The sequence below is a fragment of the Mycobacterium sp. 852013-51886_SCH5428379 genome (genome assembly GCF_001665575.1).
Classification (GTDB): domain Bacteria; phylum Actinomycetota; class Actinomycetes; order Mycobacteriales; family Mycobacteriaceae; genus Mycobacterium.
Genome location: NZ_LZSU01000007.1, coordinates 17,155 through 32,728 on the forward strand (window position 1 = coordinate 17,155; position 15,574 = coordinate 32,728).

At 68.7% G+C, this 15,574-nt stretch carries 18 protein-coding genes, 1 tRNA gene and 2 pseudogenes; 18 read left to right on the forward strand and 3 right to left on the reverse strand.

Annotated elements, in window-relative coordinates:
- Window positions 1-54 precede the first annotated feature (54 nt).
- The 14 genes and pseudogenes from A5757_RS01185 to A5757_RS01245 all read left to right on the forward strand — a co-directional run bounded on the left by A5757_RS01185 (window position 55) and on the right by A5757_RS01245 (window position 10,778).
- A complete protein-coding gene (locus A5757_RS01185) occupies window positions 55-1,482 on the forward strand; it encodes a mannitol dehydrogenase family protein (RefSeq protein ID WP_066828139.1) in 1,428 nt (475 codons plus the stop codon).
- On the forward strand, window positions 1,479-2,417 hold the full coding sequence (locus A5757_RS01190; RefSeq protein ID WP_066828140.1) for a carbohydrate kinase: 939 nt from the start codon (window positions 1,479-1,481) through the stop codon (window positions 2,415-2,417). The genes A5757_RS01185 and A5757_RS01190 overlap by 4 nt, the downstream gene beginning before the upstream one ends.
- Window positions 2,417-3,202, forward strand: a pseudogene (locus A5757_RS01195) (Ku protein); the annotation flags it as partial. The gene A5757_RS01190 and the pseudogene A5757_RS01195, both read left to right, overlap by 1 nt.
- Before the next feature lie 72 nt (window positions 3,203-3,274).
- A pseudogene (locus A5757_RS24005) lies at window positions 3,275-3,388 on the forward strand (hypothetical protein); the annotation flags it as partial.
- 118 nt (window positions 3,389-3,506) lie between these two features.
- Window positions 3,507-4,298 (forward strand): SDR family oxidoreductase, encoded by a 792-nt coding sequence (locus A5757_RS01200; protein WP_066828142.1) that lies wholly within the window; start codon window positions 3,507-3,509, stop codon window positions 4,296-4,298.
- A gap of 9 nt (window positions 4,299-4,307) precedes the next feature.
- Window positions 4,308-5,387 (forward strand): diacylglycerol kinase, encoded by a 1,080-nt coding sequence (locus tag A5757_RS01205; protein ID WP_066828143.1) that lies wholly within the window; start codon window positions 4,308-4,310, stop codon window positions 5,385-5,387.
- 25 nt (window positions 5,388-5,412) lie between these two features.
- Window positions 5,413-5,697: a hypothetical protein gene (locus tag A5757_RS01210; protein WP_066828144.1), complete on the forward strand. Its 285-nt coding sequence runs from the start codon at window positions 5,413-5,415 to the stop codon at window positions 5,695-5,697.
- 4 nt (window positions 5,698-5,701) lie between these two features.
- The gene (locus tag A5757_RS01215; RefSeq protein ID WP_369815901.1) at window positions 5,702-5,950 is read left to right on the forward strand and encodes a hypothetical protein; all 249 of its coding nucleotides are present in this window, start codon (window positions 5,702-5,704) and stop codon (window positions 5,948-5,950) included.
- Between the two features lie 52 nt (window positions 5,951-6,002).
- Window positions 6,003-6,197 (forward strand): hypothetical protein, encoded by a 195-nt coding sequence (locus A5757_RS01220; protein WP_308195017.1) that lies wholly within the window; start codon window positions 6,003-6,005, stop codon window positions 6,195-6,197.
- Window positions 6,198-6,296: 99 nt separating this feature from the next.
- A complete protein-coding gene (locus A5757_RS01225) occupies window positions 6,297-7,523 on the forward strand; it encodes an Nramp family divalent metal transporter (RefSeq protein WP_066828146.1) in 1,227 nt (408 codons plus the stop codon).
- A complete protein-coding gene (locus A5757_RS01230) occupies window positions 7,524-8,597 on the forward strand; it encodes a poly-gamma-glutamate hydrolase family protein (RefSeq protein ID WP_066828147.1) in 1,074 nt (357 codons plus the stop codon).
- A 33-nt stretch (window positions 8,598-8,630) separates the two neighbouring features.
- Complete coding sequence (locus A5757_RS01235; RefSeq protein ID WP_066828148.1) at window positions 8,631-9,398, forward strand: DUF1365 domain-containing protein; 768 nt, start codon at window positions 8,631-8,633, stop codon at window positions 9,396-9,398.
- Window positions 9,399-9,474: 76 nt separating this feature from the next.
- On the forward strand, window positions 9,475-10,056 hold the full coding sequence (locus A5757_RS01240) for a sigma-70 family RNA polymerase sigma factor (RefSeq protein WP_066828149.1): 582 nt from the start codon (window positions 9,475-9,477) through the stop codon (window positions 10,054-10,056).
- Window positions 10,053-10,778 carry an anti-sigma factor domain-containing protein gene (locus A5757_RS01245; protein ID WP_066828150.1) on the forward strand — a complete coding sequence of 242 codons (726 nt, stop codon included), beginning with the start codon at window positions 10,053-10,055 and terminating at the stop codon, window positions 10,776-10,778. Before A5757_RS01240 ends, A5757_RS01245 begins: the two co-directional genes overlap by 4 nt.
- Here the strand turns inward: A5757_RS01245 and A5757_RS01250 are convergent.
- Entirely contained in the window at window positions 10,761-11,876 is a 1,116-nt protein-coding gene (locus tag A5757_RS01250) for a glutamate--cysteine ligase (protein WP_066828151.1), read from the reverse strand. The two genes, A5757_RS01245 and A5757_RS01250, sit on opposite strands and share 18 nt — an antisense overlap.
- A 186-nt stretch (window positions 11,877-12,062) precedes the next feature.
- Here A5757_RS01250 and A5757_RS01255 point away from each other — a divergent pair, with 186 nt between their 5' ends.
- The 3 genes from A5757_RS01255 to A5757_RS01265 all read left to right on the forward strand — a co-directional run bounded on the left by A5757_RS01255 (window position 12,063) and on the right by A5757_RS01265 (window position 13,520).
- Entirely contained in the window at window positions 12,063-12,887 is an 825-nt protein-coding gene (locus A5757_RS01255; protein ID WP_066828152.1) for an LLM class F420-dependent oxidoreductase, read from the forward strand.
- 28 nt (window positions 12,888-12,915) lie between these two features.
- Window positions 12,916-12,988 (forward strand) — tRNA-Arg (locus A5757_RS01260).
- A 346-nt stretch (window positions 12,989-13,334) separates the two neighbouring features.
- Window positions 13,335-13,520 carry a hypothetical protein gene (locus A5757_RS01265; RefSeq protein WP_156618093.1) on the forward strand — a complete coding sequence of 62 codons (186 nt, stop codon included), beginning with the start codon at window positions 13,335-13,337 and terminating at the stop codon, window positions 13,518-13,520.
- Between the two features lie 100 nt (window positions 13,521-13,620).
- Here the strand turns inward: A5757_RS01265 and A5757_RS01270 are convergent, their stop codons facing one another.
- Complete coding sequence (locus A5757_RS01270) at window positions 13,621-14,001, reverse strand: DUF4189 domain-containing protein (protein WP_156618095.1); 381 nt, start codon at window positions 13,999-14,001, stop codon at window positions 13,621-13,623.
- Between the two features lie 135 nt (window positions 14,002-14,136).
- Complete coding sequence (locus tag A5757_RS01275; protein WP_066828155.1) at window positions 14,137-14,820, reverse strand: GAF and ANTAR domain-containing protein; 684 nt, start codon at window positions 14,818-14,820, stop codon at window positions 14,137-14,139.
- A gap of 276 nt (window positions 14,821-15,096) precedes the next feature.
- Here A5757_RS01275 and A5757_RS01280 point away from each other — a divergent pair, with 276 nt between their 5' ends.
- On the forward strand, window positions 15,097-15,543 hold the full coding sequence (locus tag A5757_RS01280) for an Hsp20/alpha crystallin family protein (protein WP_066828156.1): 447 nt from the start codon (window positions 15,097-15,099) through the stop codon (window positions 15,541-15,543).
- The last annotated feature ends 31 nt before the right edge of the window (window positions 15,544-15,574 follow it).

The following is a 15,574-nucleotide window of genomic DNA, read 5'->3' on the forward strand; positions in this document are numbered from 1 at the left end:
TGTGACGCAGACAACACTCCGGTTTCCGCGCTTCGACGAAGGTGTGCAGGCCGCATGAAGCTCAACGCCGAAACCCTCGGACGATTCGACGTCGCCAAACCCACCTACCCGCGAGACGAAATCACGGTTGGCATCGTGCATTTCGGTGTCGGCGGGTTCCACCGCGCGCACCAGGCCATGTACGTCGACCGCCTACTGCAGCAGGGCGACGCCCCCGAGTGGGGTATCTGCGGGATCGGCGTACTGCCTGGAGACCGCAAGATGGCCGACGTCCTAGCCGAACAGGACGGGCTGTACACCCTCATCCTGGAGAACCCCGATGGCACCCGGGAGGCGCGGATCATCGGTTCGATCGTGGACTACCGGTTCGCCTCGGACGATCGGGATGGCGTGATCGAATTGCTCGCCGCGCCGACCACCCGCATCGTCACCCTGACGATCACCGAGGGCGGGTATGACGTCGCCTCGCTCGAGGACGACGCCGGCAGCGTGTTCGGACTGGTGACCGCCGCGCTGGGCCGCCGCCGCGACCGGGGGGTGCCCTCGCCGACCATCGTCTCCTGCGACAACATCGAAGGAAACGGAGAGGTGGCCCGCGCGGCGTTCACCGCGTTCGCCGAGCGCACGGATCCCGAACTTGCCGAGTGGATCACCGCCAACACCCGGTTCCCCAACTCGATGGTCGACCGCATCACACCCGTCACGACGCCGGAGGTCACCGCGAGCGTGCGCGCGGATTTCGGGATCGAGGACGCCTGGCCGGTGGTCGCCGAACCGTTCACCTCCTGGGTGCTGGAAGACGATTTCGGCGACGGCCGGCCCGCCTTTGAGGAAGTCGGGGTGCTGCTGGTCGACGATGTCACCCCGTACGAGCTGATGAAGCTGCGGCTGCTCAACGCCAGCCATCAGGCGCTGTGCTATTTCGCCTACCTCGCGGGATACCGGTTGGTGCACGACGCCGCCGGCGATCCGCTCTTCGCAGAACTCCTGCGTCGCTACATGGATCTCGAGGCCGGTCCGACGCTCAAGCCGGTGCCGGGCATCGACCTCGACGACTACAAACGCACGCTCCTCGAGCGGTTCGCCAATCCCGGTGTGCGCGACACGATTGCGCGGCTCTGCTACGGGTCCTCTGATCGCATCCCGAAGTGGCTGCTACCGGTCATCCGGGAGAACCTCCGCACCGGTGCGCCGATCCGGCTGTCGACCGCCGTCGTCGCCAGCTGGGCGCGCTACGCGGAGGGCGTCGACGAGGACGGCGAACCGATCGATGTCCAGGATCAGCTGGCCGACACTCTCGTCCCACTGGCCCGCCGCCAGCGGGAGAACCCCACCGCCTTCATCGAGAACCGTTCGGTGTTCGGCGATCTCGTCGACGACGAACGGTTCGTCACCACCTATGTCAACGTCCTCACCGCCCTACATCGTGACGGCGCCCGGGCCACCCTGGAGGCGCTGCTGGACCGGGAGCGCACGTCATGACCGACCGGGCGCTGGTCATCGGTGAGGCGTTGATCGACATCGTCGTTCGCGACGGTGAGGTGACGGGCGAACACGTCGGCGGCAGCCCGCTCAACGTGGCGGTCGGCCTGGGCCGGTTGGGCCGGGGCGTCGACTTCCTCACCCACATCGGCGACGACGACCGCGGCCGCCGCATCACCGACCACCTCGCCTCCTCCGGCGTCGACCTGGTCCGGGGCAGCACCGGCGCCGCGCGCACCCCGACGGCGCGGGCGACGCTGGACGCGGCCGGTTCAGCGCAGTACGAATTCGACATCGACTGGCAGCTCTCGGGGACGCCGGAGGTCACGCCTCCGCTCGTCGTGCACACCGGGTCGATCGCGACAGTGCTCGAACCCGGTTGCCTGGCGACCGCAGCGCTCGTCGACACCTATCGGCCGTCGGCGACCGTGACGTTCGACCCGAACGTGCGGCCCGCGCTAATCGACGACCCGCAGGCGGCGCGCACCCGGATCGAGCGGCTCGTCGAACGCTGCGACGTCGTCAAGGTCAGCGACGAGGACCTCCGCTGGATCGACCCCGAGCGGTCACCGAAGCAGACGGCCCGCACCTGGCTGGAACTCGGACCGTCGGTCGTCGCGGTGACCCTCGGCGATCAGGGCGCGTTCGCCATGTGCGCGGCGGGATCGGCCCGCGTGGCCGCGCCGGCGGTCGACGTCGTGGACACCGTCGGCGCGGGCGACGCATTCATGGCCGGCGTGATCGACGCGCTCTGGACCCTCGGCCTGCTCGGCGCACCGCAGCGCGGCGCTCTGCGCGGTATCGGATTGGACGCGCTGCATGTGATGCTGCAGACCGCCGCGCTGAACTCCGCGCTGACGGTGGCCAAGGCCGGGGCCGACCTGCCGGACCGCGCTACCCGCGATGCGGCGCGGACATCGGCCATACTGGGCTGATGCGGTCCATCTGGAAGGGCTCGATCGCCTTCGGCCTTGTGAACGTGCCGGTCAAGGTCTACAGCGCCACCGAAGACCATGACATCAAGTTCCACCAGGTGCACGCCAAGGACCACGGCCGGATCCGCTACAAGCGGACGTGCGAGGTCTGCGGCGAGGTGGTGGAGTACCGCGACATCGCCAAGGCTTTCGAATCCGACGACGGACAGTCGGTCATCATCACCGACGAGGACATCGCGACGCTGCCCGAGGAACGCAGCCGGGAGATCGAGGTGCTCGAGTTCGTGCCGGCCAGCGACCTCGACCCGCTGATGTACGACAAGAGCTACTTCCTGGAACCCGACGGCAAGTCGTCGAAATCCTATGTGCTGCTTGCCAAGACGCTCGCCGAGACCGATCGCGTAGCGATCGTGCACTTCGCGCTGCGCAATAAGACCCGGTTGGCGGCGTTGCGGGTCAAGGACTTCAGCAAGCGCGACGTGATGGTGATCCACACGCTGCTGTGGCCCGACGAGGTGCGCGATCCCGACTTCCCCGTGCTCGACAAGGAAGTCGAGATCAAACCGGCCGAGCTGAAGATGGCCGGTCAGGTCGTCGAGTCGATGACCGACGACTTCAACCCCGACCGCTACCACGACGACTACCAGGATCAGCTGCAGGAGCTGGTGCAGGCCAAACTCGAGGGTGGCGAGGCGTTCGCCGTCGAGGAGCAGCCGACCGAACTCGACGAAACCGAGGACGTGTCGGACCTTCTGGCCAAGCTCGAGGCGAGTGTCAAGGCGCGCCGGTCCGGCGGGAAGTCGTCCGCGGACGACGACTCCGAGGACGACGACTCGGACGACGACGACTCGGACGACGACGACAAGCCGGCCAAGAAGACCCCGGCCAAGAAGACCGCCGCCAAGAAGGCCCCCGCGAAGAAGACTGCCGCCAAGAAGGCCCCGGCAAAGAAGACCGCCAAGAAGGCGGCCGCGAAGAAGTCCTGAGCGGACCGCGTCCACCGGTTACGTAACTAGAACCTGTTCCAGAAACCGCCCTCGCCGCGGCCCGCGCCTTGCTAGCGTGACGCCCGCGAGGGAAAGGGAACCCATGATCCTGGACAGATTCCGGCTCGACGACCGTGTCGCCGTGGTCACCGGCGCGGGCCGCGGATTGGGCGCCGCGATCGCGGTCGCCTACGCCGAAGCCGGTGCAGATGTGCTGATCGCGGCCCGTACACAAGGGCAGCTCGACGAGGTCGCCGAACAGATCCGCAGCACCGGCCGACGCGCCCACGTCATCGCCGCCGACCTGGCCCGCCCCGAGGCGACGGCGGAGCTGGCCGCTGCGGCGGTTGAAGCGTTCGGGAAACTAGACATCGTCGTCAACAACGTCGGCGGAACCATGCCCAACGCCCTGCTCGGCACGTCGACCAAGGACATGCGCGACGCCTTCACCTTCAACGTGGCCACCGCACATGCGCTGACGACCGCCGCCGTCCCGCTCATGCTCGAACACTCCGGCGGCGGCAGCATCGTCAACATCACCTCGACGATGGCGCGGTTGTCAGGTCGGGGTTTCGCGGCCTACGGCACCGCGAAGGCCGCGCTGGCCCACTACACCCGCCTCTCGGCACTCGACCTCGCCCCGCGCGTCCGCGTCAACGCGATCGCCCCCGGGTCGATCCTCACCTCAGCCCTCGACATCGTCGCGAGCAACGACGAACTGCGCGAGCCCATGGAGAAGGTGACCCCGATGCGCCGCCTCGGCGATCCGGCCGACATCGCCGCCGCCGCCGTCTATCTCGCGTCACCGGCCGCCGACTACCTGACGGGTAAGACCCTTGAGGTCGACGGCGGCCTCACGTTCCCCAACCTCGACCTCCCCATCCCCGACCTGTAGAGGACATCCATGGCGATCCGCGTCGCACACATCGGCACCGGCAACGTCGGCGGACATGCGCTGACCCAGCTCATCACCGAACCGCAGTACGAGCTCACCGGCGTGTGGGTGTCGTCGGAGGCCAAGGCGGGCACCGATGCCGCCGATCTCGCCGGCCTGCCGGACAAGACCGGCGTCCTGGCGACCAACGACCTCGATGCGCTGCTCGCGACCCAACCGGACTGTGTCGTCTATACGGCGATGGCCGACAACCGGTTGCCCGAGGCGCTCGAGGACTACCGCCGCATCCTGGCCGCCGGGATCAATGTCGTCGGCAGCGGTCCGGTGTTCCTCCAGTACCCCTGGCAGGTGCTGCCCACAGAACTCATCACCCCGATCGAGGAAGCAACGCGCACCGGCGGCTCGACGCTGTTCGTCGGCGGCATCGACCCTGGCTTCGCCAACGACCTTCTGCCGCTTGCCCTTGCGGGCACCTGCCAGAGTATTCAGCAGATCCGCTGCATGGAGATCATCGATTACGCCACCTACGACAGCCCGACGGTCATGTTCGACGTCATGGGCTTCGGCAAGCCGCTCGATGACCTGCCGATGCTGCTGCAGCCGGGCGTGCTCAGCCTGGCGTGGGGTTCGGTGGTGCGCCAGCTCGCCGCGGGTCTGGGCATCGAACTCGACGAGGTGACCGAGACCTTCGTTCGCGAGCCCGCACCCGAGGACTTCGAGATCGCGTCGGGCCCCATCGCCAAAGGCACTGCGGCGGCGCTGCGTTTCGAGGTGCGCGGTGTCGTCGACGGCAACGTCGCCGTGGTGCTCGAACACGTGACGCGCCTGCGGGAAGACCTCTGCCCGGATTGGCCGCAACCGGCGCAGGAGGGCGGGTCCTACCGCATCGAGATCACCGGCGAACCGACCTACTCGTTGGACCTGTGCCAGAGCAGCCCCAACGGGGATCACAACCGCGCCGGACTGGTCGCCACCGCCGCGCGAATCGTCAACGCGATCCCCGCAGTCGTCGCGGCCCCGCCCGGCATCACGACCACACTCGCTTTACCTCTCATAACTGGTAAAGGGCTGTACGCTGCTGGACAATAGCTGTAAGCCGATAGAAGGACTGCCTATGCGTACTACTCTGCGCTTCCTCGTTCCTCTCGCTGCAGCCGCGGGCGCAGCCGCTGCGATCGCCGCCGCTCCGACCGCCATCGCGAACCCGAACACGCCGCCGGACCCGAACAAGCCCTGCCTCAACGCGCCGCCGAACGCGCTCGGTGAGCAGACGCAGACGTGCCCGCCCTGGGACACCCAGTTCGCCACCCAGCCGAGCCAGCTCCACAATCAGTCCACATACCTGTACCCGGGCTTCGACAGCTTCTACGGTGCCGGCACCGTGGTGGATTGGGGCTGACGCGGTGCTCAAGACCTTCGGCGTCATCGCGCCACTCGTCGCTGCCGGCGCGATGCTCTTCGCACCGACGGCGGCCGCGCAGCCCAACTGCGTCAACACCGGCCAGACCGCCTTCGGCGGTTCGACCACCGTGTGCCAGAGCCCGGGCAACGCACAGATCACCACCTCCCCGGGCGCGGTCCCGGGGGCGTCGTACCTGTACCCGTACGGCGACCTGTACTACGGCCCCGCGCTGATGATCGGACCCTGGTAGGAAATCCGCCATGCGGATTCGGGCGCGCTCCCTCGGACCACTGTCAGTGGCCGTGGGAGTCGCCGCCCTACTGAGTGCGCCGGTTGCCACGGCCACTCCGAACTGCGTCAACACCTCGCCCACCACGACTGTCTGTGAAACGGGCGGCAGCACCCAGATCGTCACCTCACCCCCGCCGATGAACTACGGAAACTTCGGCTTCCCGTTCTACGGCTACGGCCTCGGCGGGCTTTTCATCGGAATCTGACAGATCCTCGGCGTTCCCGGGGTGCCGCTGCGTTACGCCTCCGAGGTTTCGGCTACCCTCACTTTTCGATTCGACCAGCCGGACAACTGAGGAGGCCGCGTGCTGCCACCTGCCGAGACCCGTCAGCGGCCGACGTGGCTGCTGTTCGGCCCCGCGTTCGTCGCCGCGATCGCCTACGTCGACCCGGGCAATGTCGCCGCCAACGTCAGCGCAGGCGCGCAGTTCGGCTTTCTGCTTGTCTGGGTGATCGTGCTGGCCAACATCATGGCCGGTCTGGTGCAGTACCTTTCGGCCAAACTGGGCCTGGTCACCGGCCAATCGCTCCCCGAGGCCGTGGCCGACAACACCCGCACCAGGACCCGCATCGCGTACTGGCTGCAGGCCGAACTGGTCGCCATGGCCACCGATCTCGCCGAGATCGTCGGCGGGGCGATCGCGCTGTACCTATTGTTCGACCTACCCCTGCTGCTGGGCGGTGTCATCACCGGCGCGGTGTCGATGGGGCTGCTCGCCGTTCAGAACCGCCGGGGCCAGAACGTGTTCGAGCGCGTCATCACCGGCCTGCTGCTGGTCATCGCCATCGGATTCCTCGCCAGTCTGTTCGTCGCACCGCCGTCGGCGGCCGACGTGGCCGACGGATTGGTGCCGAGATTCGACGGCGCGGAGAGCGTGCTGCTGGCCGCAGCGATGCTCGGCGCGACCGTCATGCCGCATGCGGTGTACCTGCACTCCGGGCTCGCCCGCGACCGGCACGGCCACCCGGACGCCGGTCCGCAGCGGCGCCGGTTGCTGAAGGCGACGCGCTACGACGTCGCGCTGGCGATGTTGGTCGCCGGCGCGGTCAACATGGCGATGCTGCTGGTGGCTGCGACGAATCTGCAGGGTATGGAGAACACCGATTCGATCGAGGGTGCGCACGCCGCGGTGCAGCAGACGCTGGGGCCGACGGTCGCGTTGTTCTTCGCCATCGGACTGCTGGCCTCCGGGTTGGCATCGACATCGGTGGGCGCGTACGCCGGCGCCATGATCATGGGCGGCCTGCTGCGGCGCTCGTATCCGCTGCTGTTGCGTCGGCTCATCACGCTGATCCCGGCGCTGGTCATCCTCGCCATCGGGGTCGATCCGAGTCGGGCGCTGGTGCTCTCGCAGGTGGTGCTGTCGTTCGGCATCCCGTTCGCGCTGATCCCGCTGATCCGGCTCACCAGCAATCGCACCCTGATGGGTGGGGATGTGAACCATCGCCTGACCAGCGCATTGGGTTGGGTGGTCGCCGCGTTGATTATCCTGCTGAACGTGGTGCTGATCTATCTGACCGTGATGGGCTGAATGCCCCGGTCCGTCCGGCATGCCTACTTCGCGTACGGGTCCAACCTGTGCGTGCGGCAGGTGGCGCAGCGCTGCCCCGAGGCCGCCGAACCCCGGCGCGCAACGCTGGCCGACCACGACTGGCTGATCAACGAGCGCGGCGTCGCCACCGTCGAACCCGTCGACGGCGCGCAGGTGCACGGCGTGCTGTGGCAGGTGTCGGACCGCGATCTGGCCACTCTCGACAGCGCTGAGGGCGTCCCCGTCCGCTATCGCCGCGACCGGCTCACCGTGCAGACCGACGACGGGCCGGCCCCTGCGTGGGTGTACATCGACCACCGCGTGGAGGCGGGACCGCCGCGGCCGGGCTATCTCGAACGCGTCATCGACGGCGCCCTGCATCACGACCTGCCGCACCGCTGGATCGAGTTTCTCCGCCGGTGGGACCCGACGCACTGGCCGCAACGCGGTCACCTAGCGGACACCGCTGCGCCCCAGTCGCTTTCGGAGTTGCTCGCCGATCCGGCGGTGGTGGAGCACTGCACTCTGCGATCCCGGTTCGGCTTCCTGGCCATCCACGGCGGCGGGCTTGAACAGATGACCGGCGAGATCGCGACTCGCGCCGCCGACGCCGCGGCGGCGTCACTGTACGTCGTCCGTCACCCCGACGGCTATCCCCACCATCTGCCGTCGGCGCGCTACCTGGCCGACGAGTCGGCCCGCCTCACCGAGTTCCTCGACCACGTCGACGTTGCGGTGTCGCTGCACGGTTACGGCCGCGTGGGGCGCAGCACCGAGCTGCTGGCCGGCGGACGACATCGCGTCCTGGCCGCGCATCTGGCCGCACACATCGACATCCCCGGCTACCGCGTGATCACCGATCTCGACGCGATCCCCCGCGAACTGCGCGGGTTGCATCCCGACAACCCGGTCAACCGGGTCAGGGCCGGCGGTGCGCAACTCGAACTCCCGTCGCGGGTCCGCGGCCTGAGTCCGCGCAGCCCGCTGCCGGGCGATGACGGCCTCTCCCCCGCCACCTCGGCGCTGGTCCACGGCCTGGTGGCCGCCGCCCGGACCTGGGATCGGCAGTCCTGACGTTCCGGCCATCCATCCGGGCCACGGCTCCGAATGGAGAGTGTGGAGAGGGAACAGACACCGGCGATCTACCGGACCCGTGTCACACACCTACGTCGGGCACCGGTGCATCACTATTTCGAACACAACAGCTACAGCTGGTACGTCGACGTCGACGACCTGCCCCGCCTGCCGGGTTGGCTCGCGCCGTTCGCACGGTTCGAGGCGACCGACCACTTCGACGGGGCGGCCGACGACACCCTGCGGGACCGCGTCGACGCGTTCCTGGCCCGGCGCGGCATCGACCTCGGCGGCGGGCGTGTCACCGCCCTGCTTCAGGCCCGCGTGCTCGGCTACGTGTACAACCCGGTGAGTCTGTACTGGTGCCATGACGCCAAGGGCGTGCTGCGCCACGTCATCGCCGAGGTGCACAACCCCGCCGGCGAGCGGCACGCGTATCTGCTTCCACCCTGCGGGCCCACCCCGACGATGGTGCACAAACAGCTCTACACCTCCAGTTTCACCGGCGTCGACGGTTACTACCTGGTGCGCGCCCCACGCCCGGAGGACCGGCTGGACATGACGGTGTCGCTGCACCGCAGCGACCAGCCCGCGGTCGTCACGACCCTGCGCGGCAGCCGGCGTCCGGCTACCGCAGGGCAGTTGCTGCGGTTGCAGTTCACCGCTCCGCTGGCGCCGTGGACGACGGCGATGAGCATGCGTATTCAGGCGGCGATCCTGCGGATGCGGCGTGTCCCGGTGGCGCCGCGTCGAGCGGCCGAGCGCCTGCCGGTCGACACCCGGCAGGTGGCGCAAGCGTGAAGCGTGAGGCGCCGCCCACCGAAGCCCGTTGCTGCGCAGCCCGTTTCGCGGGCAAAACGCCAGGATGGCCATAGTTGTGACTGCACTACTACCTGCGGTTAGGCTACCGCTCGTGACCAGCCATCTCGACGATCTCCTGCGTCGGGTCGGTGAGCGCGACGTCGATGCCTTTGCCGCGTTCTACGACGCGACCCGTGCGCGCGTGTACGGCTTGGTCACCCGGGTGTTGCGGGACCCGGGATACAGCGAGGAGACCACGCAAGAGGTCTACCTGCAGGTCTGGCGGTCCGCAGCCGGATACGACCCCACGTCGGGGTCGCCGATGGCGTGGCTGATGACCCTCGCGCACCGCCGCGCAGTCGACCGCGTGCGCAGCGAACAGGCCGCCTCGGACCGCGAATCGCGCTACGGCGCCCTGACGGTCGACCCGGCCATCGATCACGTCGCCGACTCGGTGCTCCTGCTCGACGAGCAGCGCCGTGTGGTCGACTGCCTGGATTCGCTGACCGACGTCCAGCGCGAGGCGATCCAGCTGGCCTACTACGAGGGTCTGACCTACGTCCAGGTTTCCGAGCGCCTCGCGGCGAACCTCGCGACGATCAAATCGCGGATGCGCGACGGCATCCGCGGCTTACGGAACTGCCTGGGAATCTCATGACCGAACCGACGAACTCCGATCTGCTCGACCTCGCGACACCGTTCGCGCTCGACGCGATCCCGGGCGCGGAAGCAGACGAGATCGACCGGCTGCTGGCCGCCGCCCCGCGGGATCTGGCCGAGGCCTTCGCCCGCGAGGTGCGCAGCGTGCAGGAGACAATGGCGGTGCTGTCGGCGTCGACCGCAGCCGAGCCGCCCCCGCAGCTGCGGGAGAACCTGCTCGCCGCGATCACGGCGGACCCCGTGCGCGAGCTCCGTCCGCGCCGCGAACCGCGTGCACCGTCCCGGTGGCAGCGCACAGCGCTGGCCGCCGCCGCGGTTGTCGCGGTGGGCGGCGCCGCACTGGGAGTGGGGCTCGCGCTCCGCCCGGACACCCCACCCTCAACCGCTGAGCAGGTGTTCGCCGCGCCCGACGTGCAGACCGTGTCCACTCCCATCGCCGGGGGCACCGCGACGGTGGTGTACTCCAAGGAGCGCGACGCCGGCGTGCTGGTGATGAACGACGTCCCGCCGCCAGAACCCGGCACGGTGTACCAGATGTGGCTGGTCGGCGCCGACGGTCCGCAGTCGGCCGGAACGATGGACGACGAGGCGGTCTCGCCGTCGACCACCGCGGTGCTGCAGCGCATCGACTCCTCGCAGCAGCTGGCGTTCACCGTGGAACCACCCGGCGGTTCGCCACGGCCCACCTCACCGGTCATCGCGTCACTCTCCCTGGCCTGACGTTCCCGCGAGCGTCGCGGCGGCGGCGTCCTCGATCACGTCGAGCACCTCGTGGCGCCGGCGCCAGGACGCCTGCTGGCGTATCGCACCGTTGCCCTGCGCGTCGAGGCGGGCCAGTTCGTCGCGAACCAGTTCGGTGTCGCCGACCGCGGTCAGCGCGGGAGTGATGTGCTCGACCAGCCGGTCGAGCAGTTCCCGGGCCGGGACCGGTGCGTGGGACTCGAAGAGGTCGACGGCCATCCCGTCGAGGCCGTCGCGCGCTGATCGCCAGTAGGCCGCCCGCAGGGCGAGCGGCGAGAGGTGCGGCAGCCCGGCCCGGCTGCGCTCGTCGTCCAGCAGCGTCATCACGGTCCCGCGCACCAGCGCGGTGAACAGCACGGTGTCGGCGATGGTGGCGGGCACATCGGCGACGCGCACCTCGATCGTCGGGAAGGCGGCCGACGGCCGGACGTCCCAGTAGATCATGCCGTCGTCGAGCATCGCGCCCGAGCGCTGCATCATCGCCACCACCGCGTCGTACTCGTCGGCGGATTCGAAGTGCGGGGGCGGGCCGGCGCTCGGCCACCGCGCCCACAGCATGTGGCGCCAACTGGCATAACCGCTGTCGGCGCTGCGGTAGATCGCGGAGTTCGCGGTGACGGCCAGCAGCAGCGGCAGCCACGGGCGCAGGCGGTTGCTGACGCGGATGGCGGCCTCCCGTGTCGGCATGGCGACGTGGACGTGTGCCCCGCACACCCCCTGCTCGCTGGCGACCATGCCGAACCGTTCGGCGATCTGGTGGTAGCGCGGGTTGTCGGTGATCGGGAAGTCGTGGGGCACCGCGGGCGGCACCGCGACCGCCAGCAGGCGGGCGCCGCTGGCCTCGGCCGCCCGGGCCGCGACGGTGCGTAACCGCACGAGGTCGTCCCGGATCTCGGCGAGGTTGCTAGACACCGCAGTCGCCGTCTCGACCTGGCAACTGGTCAGTTCGAGCTGGAGCTGCACCCCGTCGGTGGCGGCGTGGTCGGCCACCGCGCGGTTGAGCGCGACGGGTTCGCCGGTGCCGGGATCGACGAGGAGGAATTCCTCTTCGACGCCGATCGTAGGGTGGGTGGCCATGTCGTCGCCGCCGGGATCCTTCCCTGAAGCATTGATCCGGCCCGTCGGACGTACTCACGACGGGCCGGATCTGGTGGTTGGTCTGTGTGGTTGTCCTCCGCGGCGCCGCGAAGTGTGCGGAGCATTAGTGCCCCTGTCGACACGCGATCAAACCCGTTTTACTGAGAAACTGCTTAGGATCGCTTGGTGATCGGCGACTTCCGCTTCGGCATCGGCCTGCATTCCGCGACATCGCTGGTGGCGGTGCAGAACGCGGCGCGACAAGCCGAGAAGCTCGGGTTCGACGTACTGCATGTGCCCGACCATCTCGGCGCACCGGCGCCCTTCCCCGTGCTGACGGCCGTCGCCACCGCGACGACGAGGCTGCGGCTGGGCACGTTCGTGCTCAACGCCGGGTTCTACAAGCCGGCGCTGCTGGCCCGGGATGTCGCGGCGTTGCGGGAGCTGTCGGGCGGCCGCCTGGAGCTCGGGTTGGGCGCGGGGTACGTCCGCCGGGAGTTCGAGGCCGCCGAGATCCCGTTCCCGACGGCGCGGCAGCGCGTCGAGTATCTGCAGCACGTGACGGAGTATCTGCGCACGAATGTGCCCGACGTGCCGCTGTTGATCGCCGGTAACGGCGACCGCTTGCTGACGGTGGCCGCGCGATACGCCGACATCATCGGTTTGACGGGTGGCGACCGGGCGCCCGAGGGCGACAGCGATCCGTTGGCCGACCGGATCGCGTTCGTCCGTGACGCCGCCGGCGAGCGGTTCGGCCAGCTGGAGTTGAACGTGGCGATCACCGCGATGCCGATCGACGACAGCGGGCAGCCCGATCTGACCATCCCGCGCCAATTCCTGCCGCATCTGACCGACGAGCAGCTGCTGCGACACCCGGGCGTGCTGTCGGGGTCGACGCGGGACATGGCCGACCGGCTGCGGCATTACCGGGACCACTACGGGATCAGCTACATCATCGTGCAGGCGCCGCACGCCGAGCCGTTCGCGAAGGTCATCGCGCAGCTGCGCTGACCGTGCCGGGCGGTAAGCTCCTCGCGTCGCCCCCGTAGCTCAGGGGATAGAGCACGGCTCTCCTAAAGCCGGTGTCGCAGGTTCGAATCCTGCCGGGGGCACAACGCGTTTTTGCAGGTAGAAGCCCGTTCACCCCAACGCAGTAGCGCCGCGCGACAATGAGCACGTTCCGGCTCGGTTGCACCCCGGCGGCAGCCGATTCTGACCCTTGAAATGATCTCTGACCTGGGCGTACCTTCAGATCAGGCCGGGGGATTCGAACGGCGGTTCGGATCAATATCAATCCCTGGGGGCTGCCATGCCACTACTCAGCACACCAACCAGCCGCCCCGTGACAGCCCATGACGCGGCTCAGCACCCCGGCATGCCTGAAGGGCCACACCCGCTCGAGGTGGCGCTGATCCACCGCACCGGGGAGCGGCCGGTATGAACGGCGGCGGCTCCCTGATGACACTGGTGGTCGCGGTCCTGGTGTTCGTGGCCAGCGCGGCCGTCTCGACGCTGGGCTACGTCGCGGCAACCTGGGCTGTCCAGCGCGCCACGGTCAATACGGTCAGCTGGACCACAGCCGCGTCCTTGGCGGCGTTGGCCTGCTGCGCAGGTATGGCCCTGGTGATCGCAGGCCACCCGTGAGGCCCGGCTGTCGGGTAGCGACTGCGCGGCGATCTTCAGTCACATGTCGACTGAGCGGCAAGCAATCACCTAGTCGCTCGGCTTTTTTGAGTCGCCGCGCTCAGCTACACGCCCCGCCGACGACGCGGCAGCCCGGGCCGTGTCGACTGCACGACATCAACGCCATCCGTTGGGCACCGGCGATGTCCCGGTCCACGCCCGACGCCCAGGCCGCGTTGGGCGCCTGCGCGACGACGCCGCAGCTCTTGGTGAAGTTCACCACGGTGCGGCAGTCGCGCGCATTGCACAGGCCGATGGCCGCCCGCTCGGCTTCGAGGGCCGAGTTGAAGCCCTTCGCGTAGCCCACCTTGCCGGTGTTCACCGAGACCGCGATCGCACCCCATCCCAGCGCGCCGGCGGTCGGCGCCGCGACGGCCGCACCGCCGGTCAGGCCGGCGGCCAGCAGCGAGACCGCAAGCACACGCCGGAGAGCCACTCGCATAGTGCGGAGGGTATTGGGCCTGGGCATGCACGGGCAGCCCGGCGACCGAAGCGTTACGCGTTCGCGTTCACTTTGCAGTGAGATCGCGATCCGGCTCGGTACGGCGATCTGTGTGCATTCTCAACGCGTCGACCGTCAGCCGCGCGTGTCGATCACCTGCTGCGCGATGTCGACCAGCCGGGTGTTGCTGTCCTGCGACAGCCGCCGCATCATCTCGAAGGCCTGCACGTCGTCGACCTTGTAGCGCTCCATGATGATGCCCTTGGCCTGGCCGATGCGGTCGCGGGTCGACAGCGCCGACTCGAGCTGGGCGCCCTGACGACTCGCCAACACCGCCGCCGCCGCATGTGCGGCCAGCACCATGCCGATCGTCTCGGCCTCGGTGTCCCAGACGCGGGGCTGGAAGCCGAACAGATTGAGCGCACCGGCCGTCCGGTCGGCGGTGTACAGCTTGAACGACAGTCCGCTGAGCACGCCCATCTCCACGCACGCCGGCGAGTACCGCGGCCACCGCGGCTCGTCTCGAAAATCGTCGGTGCGCACCACGATGTCGTCGAGGGCCGCCTGCACGCACGGCCCCTCCTCGAACTTCATCTGCAACTCGTCGAGAAGGTGCGGTAGCTCTGTCACCTCCGCCAGCGACTCGAAACTGCCCCCTTTGCCGATCAGGAGGATGCCCGCGGCGTCGACGCCGGGGATGAGTTCCTTGGCCGCCGACGTGACGCCGGCCAGGACCGCTTCGAGAGACCGGGGCGCGGCAACGCTGCGCGCCAGTTCGGCCATTCGCAGGGCCAAGTCGTGCTGATGCGACTGGGTCATAGACCGCAGTCTTCCCGATGTGACACTCGTGCACACGCGAACGTTTGTGATGTCCAGACAGGGGCATGCTCGGGTGCAGGCGAGCGTGGCGGTCGACCACCACTCTGGCCGAGGTCTCGCCGGTTCAGACACGAGCCGGTGAGACCGCCCTCCTGCCCGCGGATCGGCCCAACGAAATCTGGCACTCTCCGGTGTCGAGTGCTAATCTCGGTGTTGCACAGTGATTGGTCGCCCGCCAGGGTGGCGGGCTCCGGAACGACGAGGAGGTGCATTGCTGTGCTTCGCTTCGACCCCTTCAGCGATCTCGACGCCTGGACTCGTGCTCTCACGACCAACCAGAGCGGATCGACCCGTACCCCCCGGTTCATGCCGATGGACCTCTGCAAAATCGACGACCACTACCTGCTCACCGCAGATCTCCCGGGCGTCGATCCGGGCTCGGTAGACGTGAATGTCGACAACGGCACCCTGACGATCTCCGCCCACCGCACCGCCCGCTCCGAGGACGCCGTGCAGTGGCTGGCCAACGAGCGGTTCTTCGGCACCTACCGTCGCCAACTCTCCCTCGGCGAAGGCATCGACTCCTCCGCCATCACGGCGACCTATGAGAACGGCGTGCTGACCGTAACGATCCCGATGGCCGAACGGGCCAAGCCCCGACGCATCGATGTCGCCCACGGCGGCGGCCAGAAGTCCATCAACCCCACCGTCGACGCCGGCTGAGCCGGACTCGGGGCCGCGGGCGGATTCCCAT

What these genes read in the sequence shown, in the direction of transcription:
- A5757_RS01185 (WP_066828139.1), top strand. Translation starts at nt 55, where the DNA reads ATGAAGCTCAACGCCGAAACCCTCGGACGATTCGACGTCGCCAAACCC.
- A5757_RS01190 (WP_066828140.1), top strand. Translation starts at nt 1,479, where the DNA reads ATGACCGACCGGGCGCTGGTCATCGGTGAGGCGTTGATCGACATCGTC.
- A5757_RS01200 (WP_066828142.1), top strand. Translation starts at nt 3,507, where the DNA reads ATGATCCTGGACAGATTCCGGCTCGACGACCGTGTCGCCGTGGTCACC.
- A5757_RS01205 (WP_066828143.1), top strand. Translation starts at nt 4,308, where the DNA reads ATGGCGATCCGCGTCGCACACATCGGCACCGGCAACGTCGGCGGACAT.
- A5757_RS01210 (WP_066828144.1), top strand. Translation starts at nt 5,413, where the DNA reads ATGCGTACTACTCTGCGCTTCCTCGTTCCTCTCGCTGCAGCCGCGGGC.
- A5757_RS01230 (WP_066828147.1), top strand. Translation starts at nt 7,524, where the DNA reads ATGCCCCGGTCCGTCCGGCATGCCTACTTCGCGTACGGGTCCAACCTG.
- A5757_RS01235 (WP_066828148.1), top strand. Translation starts at nt 8,631, where the DNA reads ATGGAGAGTGTGGAGAGGGAACAGACACCGGCGATCTACCGGACCCGT.
- A5757_RS01245 (WP_066828150.1), top strand. Translation starts at nt 10,053, where the DNA reads ATGACCGAACCGACGAACTCCGATCTGCTCGACCTCGCGACACCGTTC.
- A5757_RS01250 (WP_066828151.1), bottom strand. Translation starts at nt 11,876, where the DNA reads ATGGCCACCCACCCTACGATCGGCGTCGAAGAGGAATTCCTCCTCGTC.
- A5757_RS01265 (WP_156618093.1), top strand. Translation starts at nt 13,335, where the DNA reads ATGACACTGGTGGTCGCGGTCCTGGTGTTCGTGGCCAGCGCGGCCGTC.
- A5757_RS01270 (WP_156618095.1), bottom strand. Translation starts at nt 14,001, where the DNA reads ATGCGAGTGGCTCTCCGGCGTGTGCTTGCGGTCTCGCTGCTGGCCGCC.
- A5757_RS01275 (WP_066828155.1), bottom strand. Translation starts at nt 14,820, where the DNA reads ATGACCCAGTCGCATCAGCACGACTTGGCCCTGCGAATGGCCGAACTG.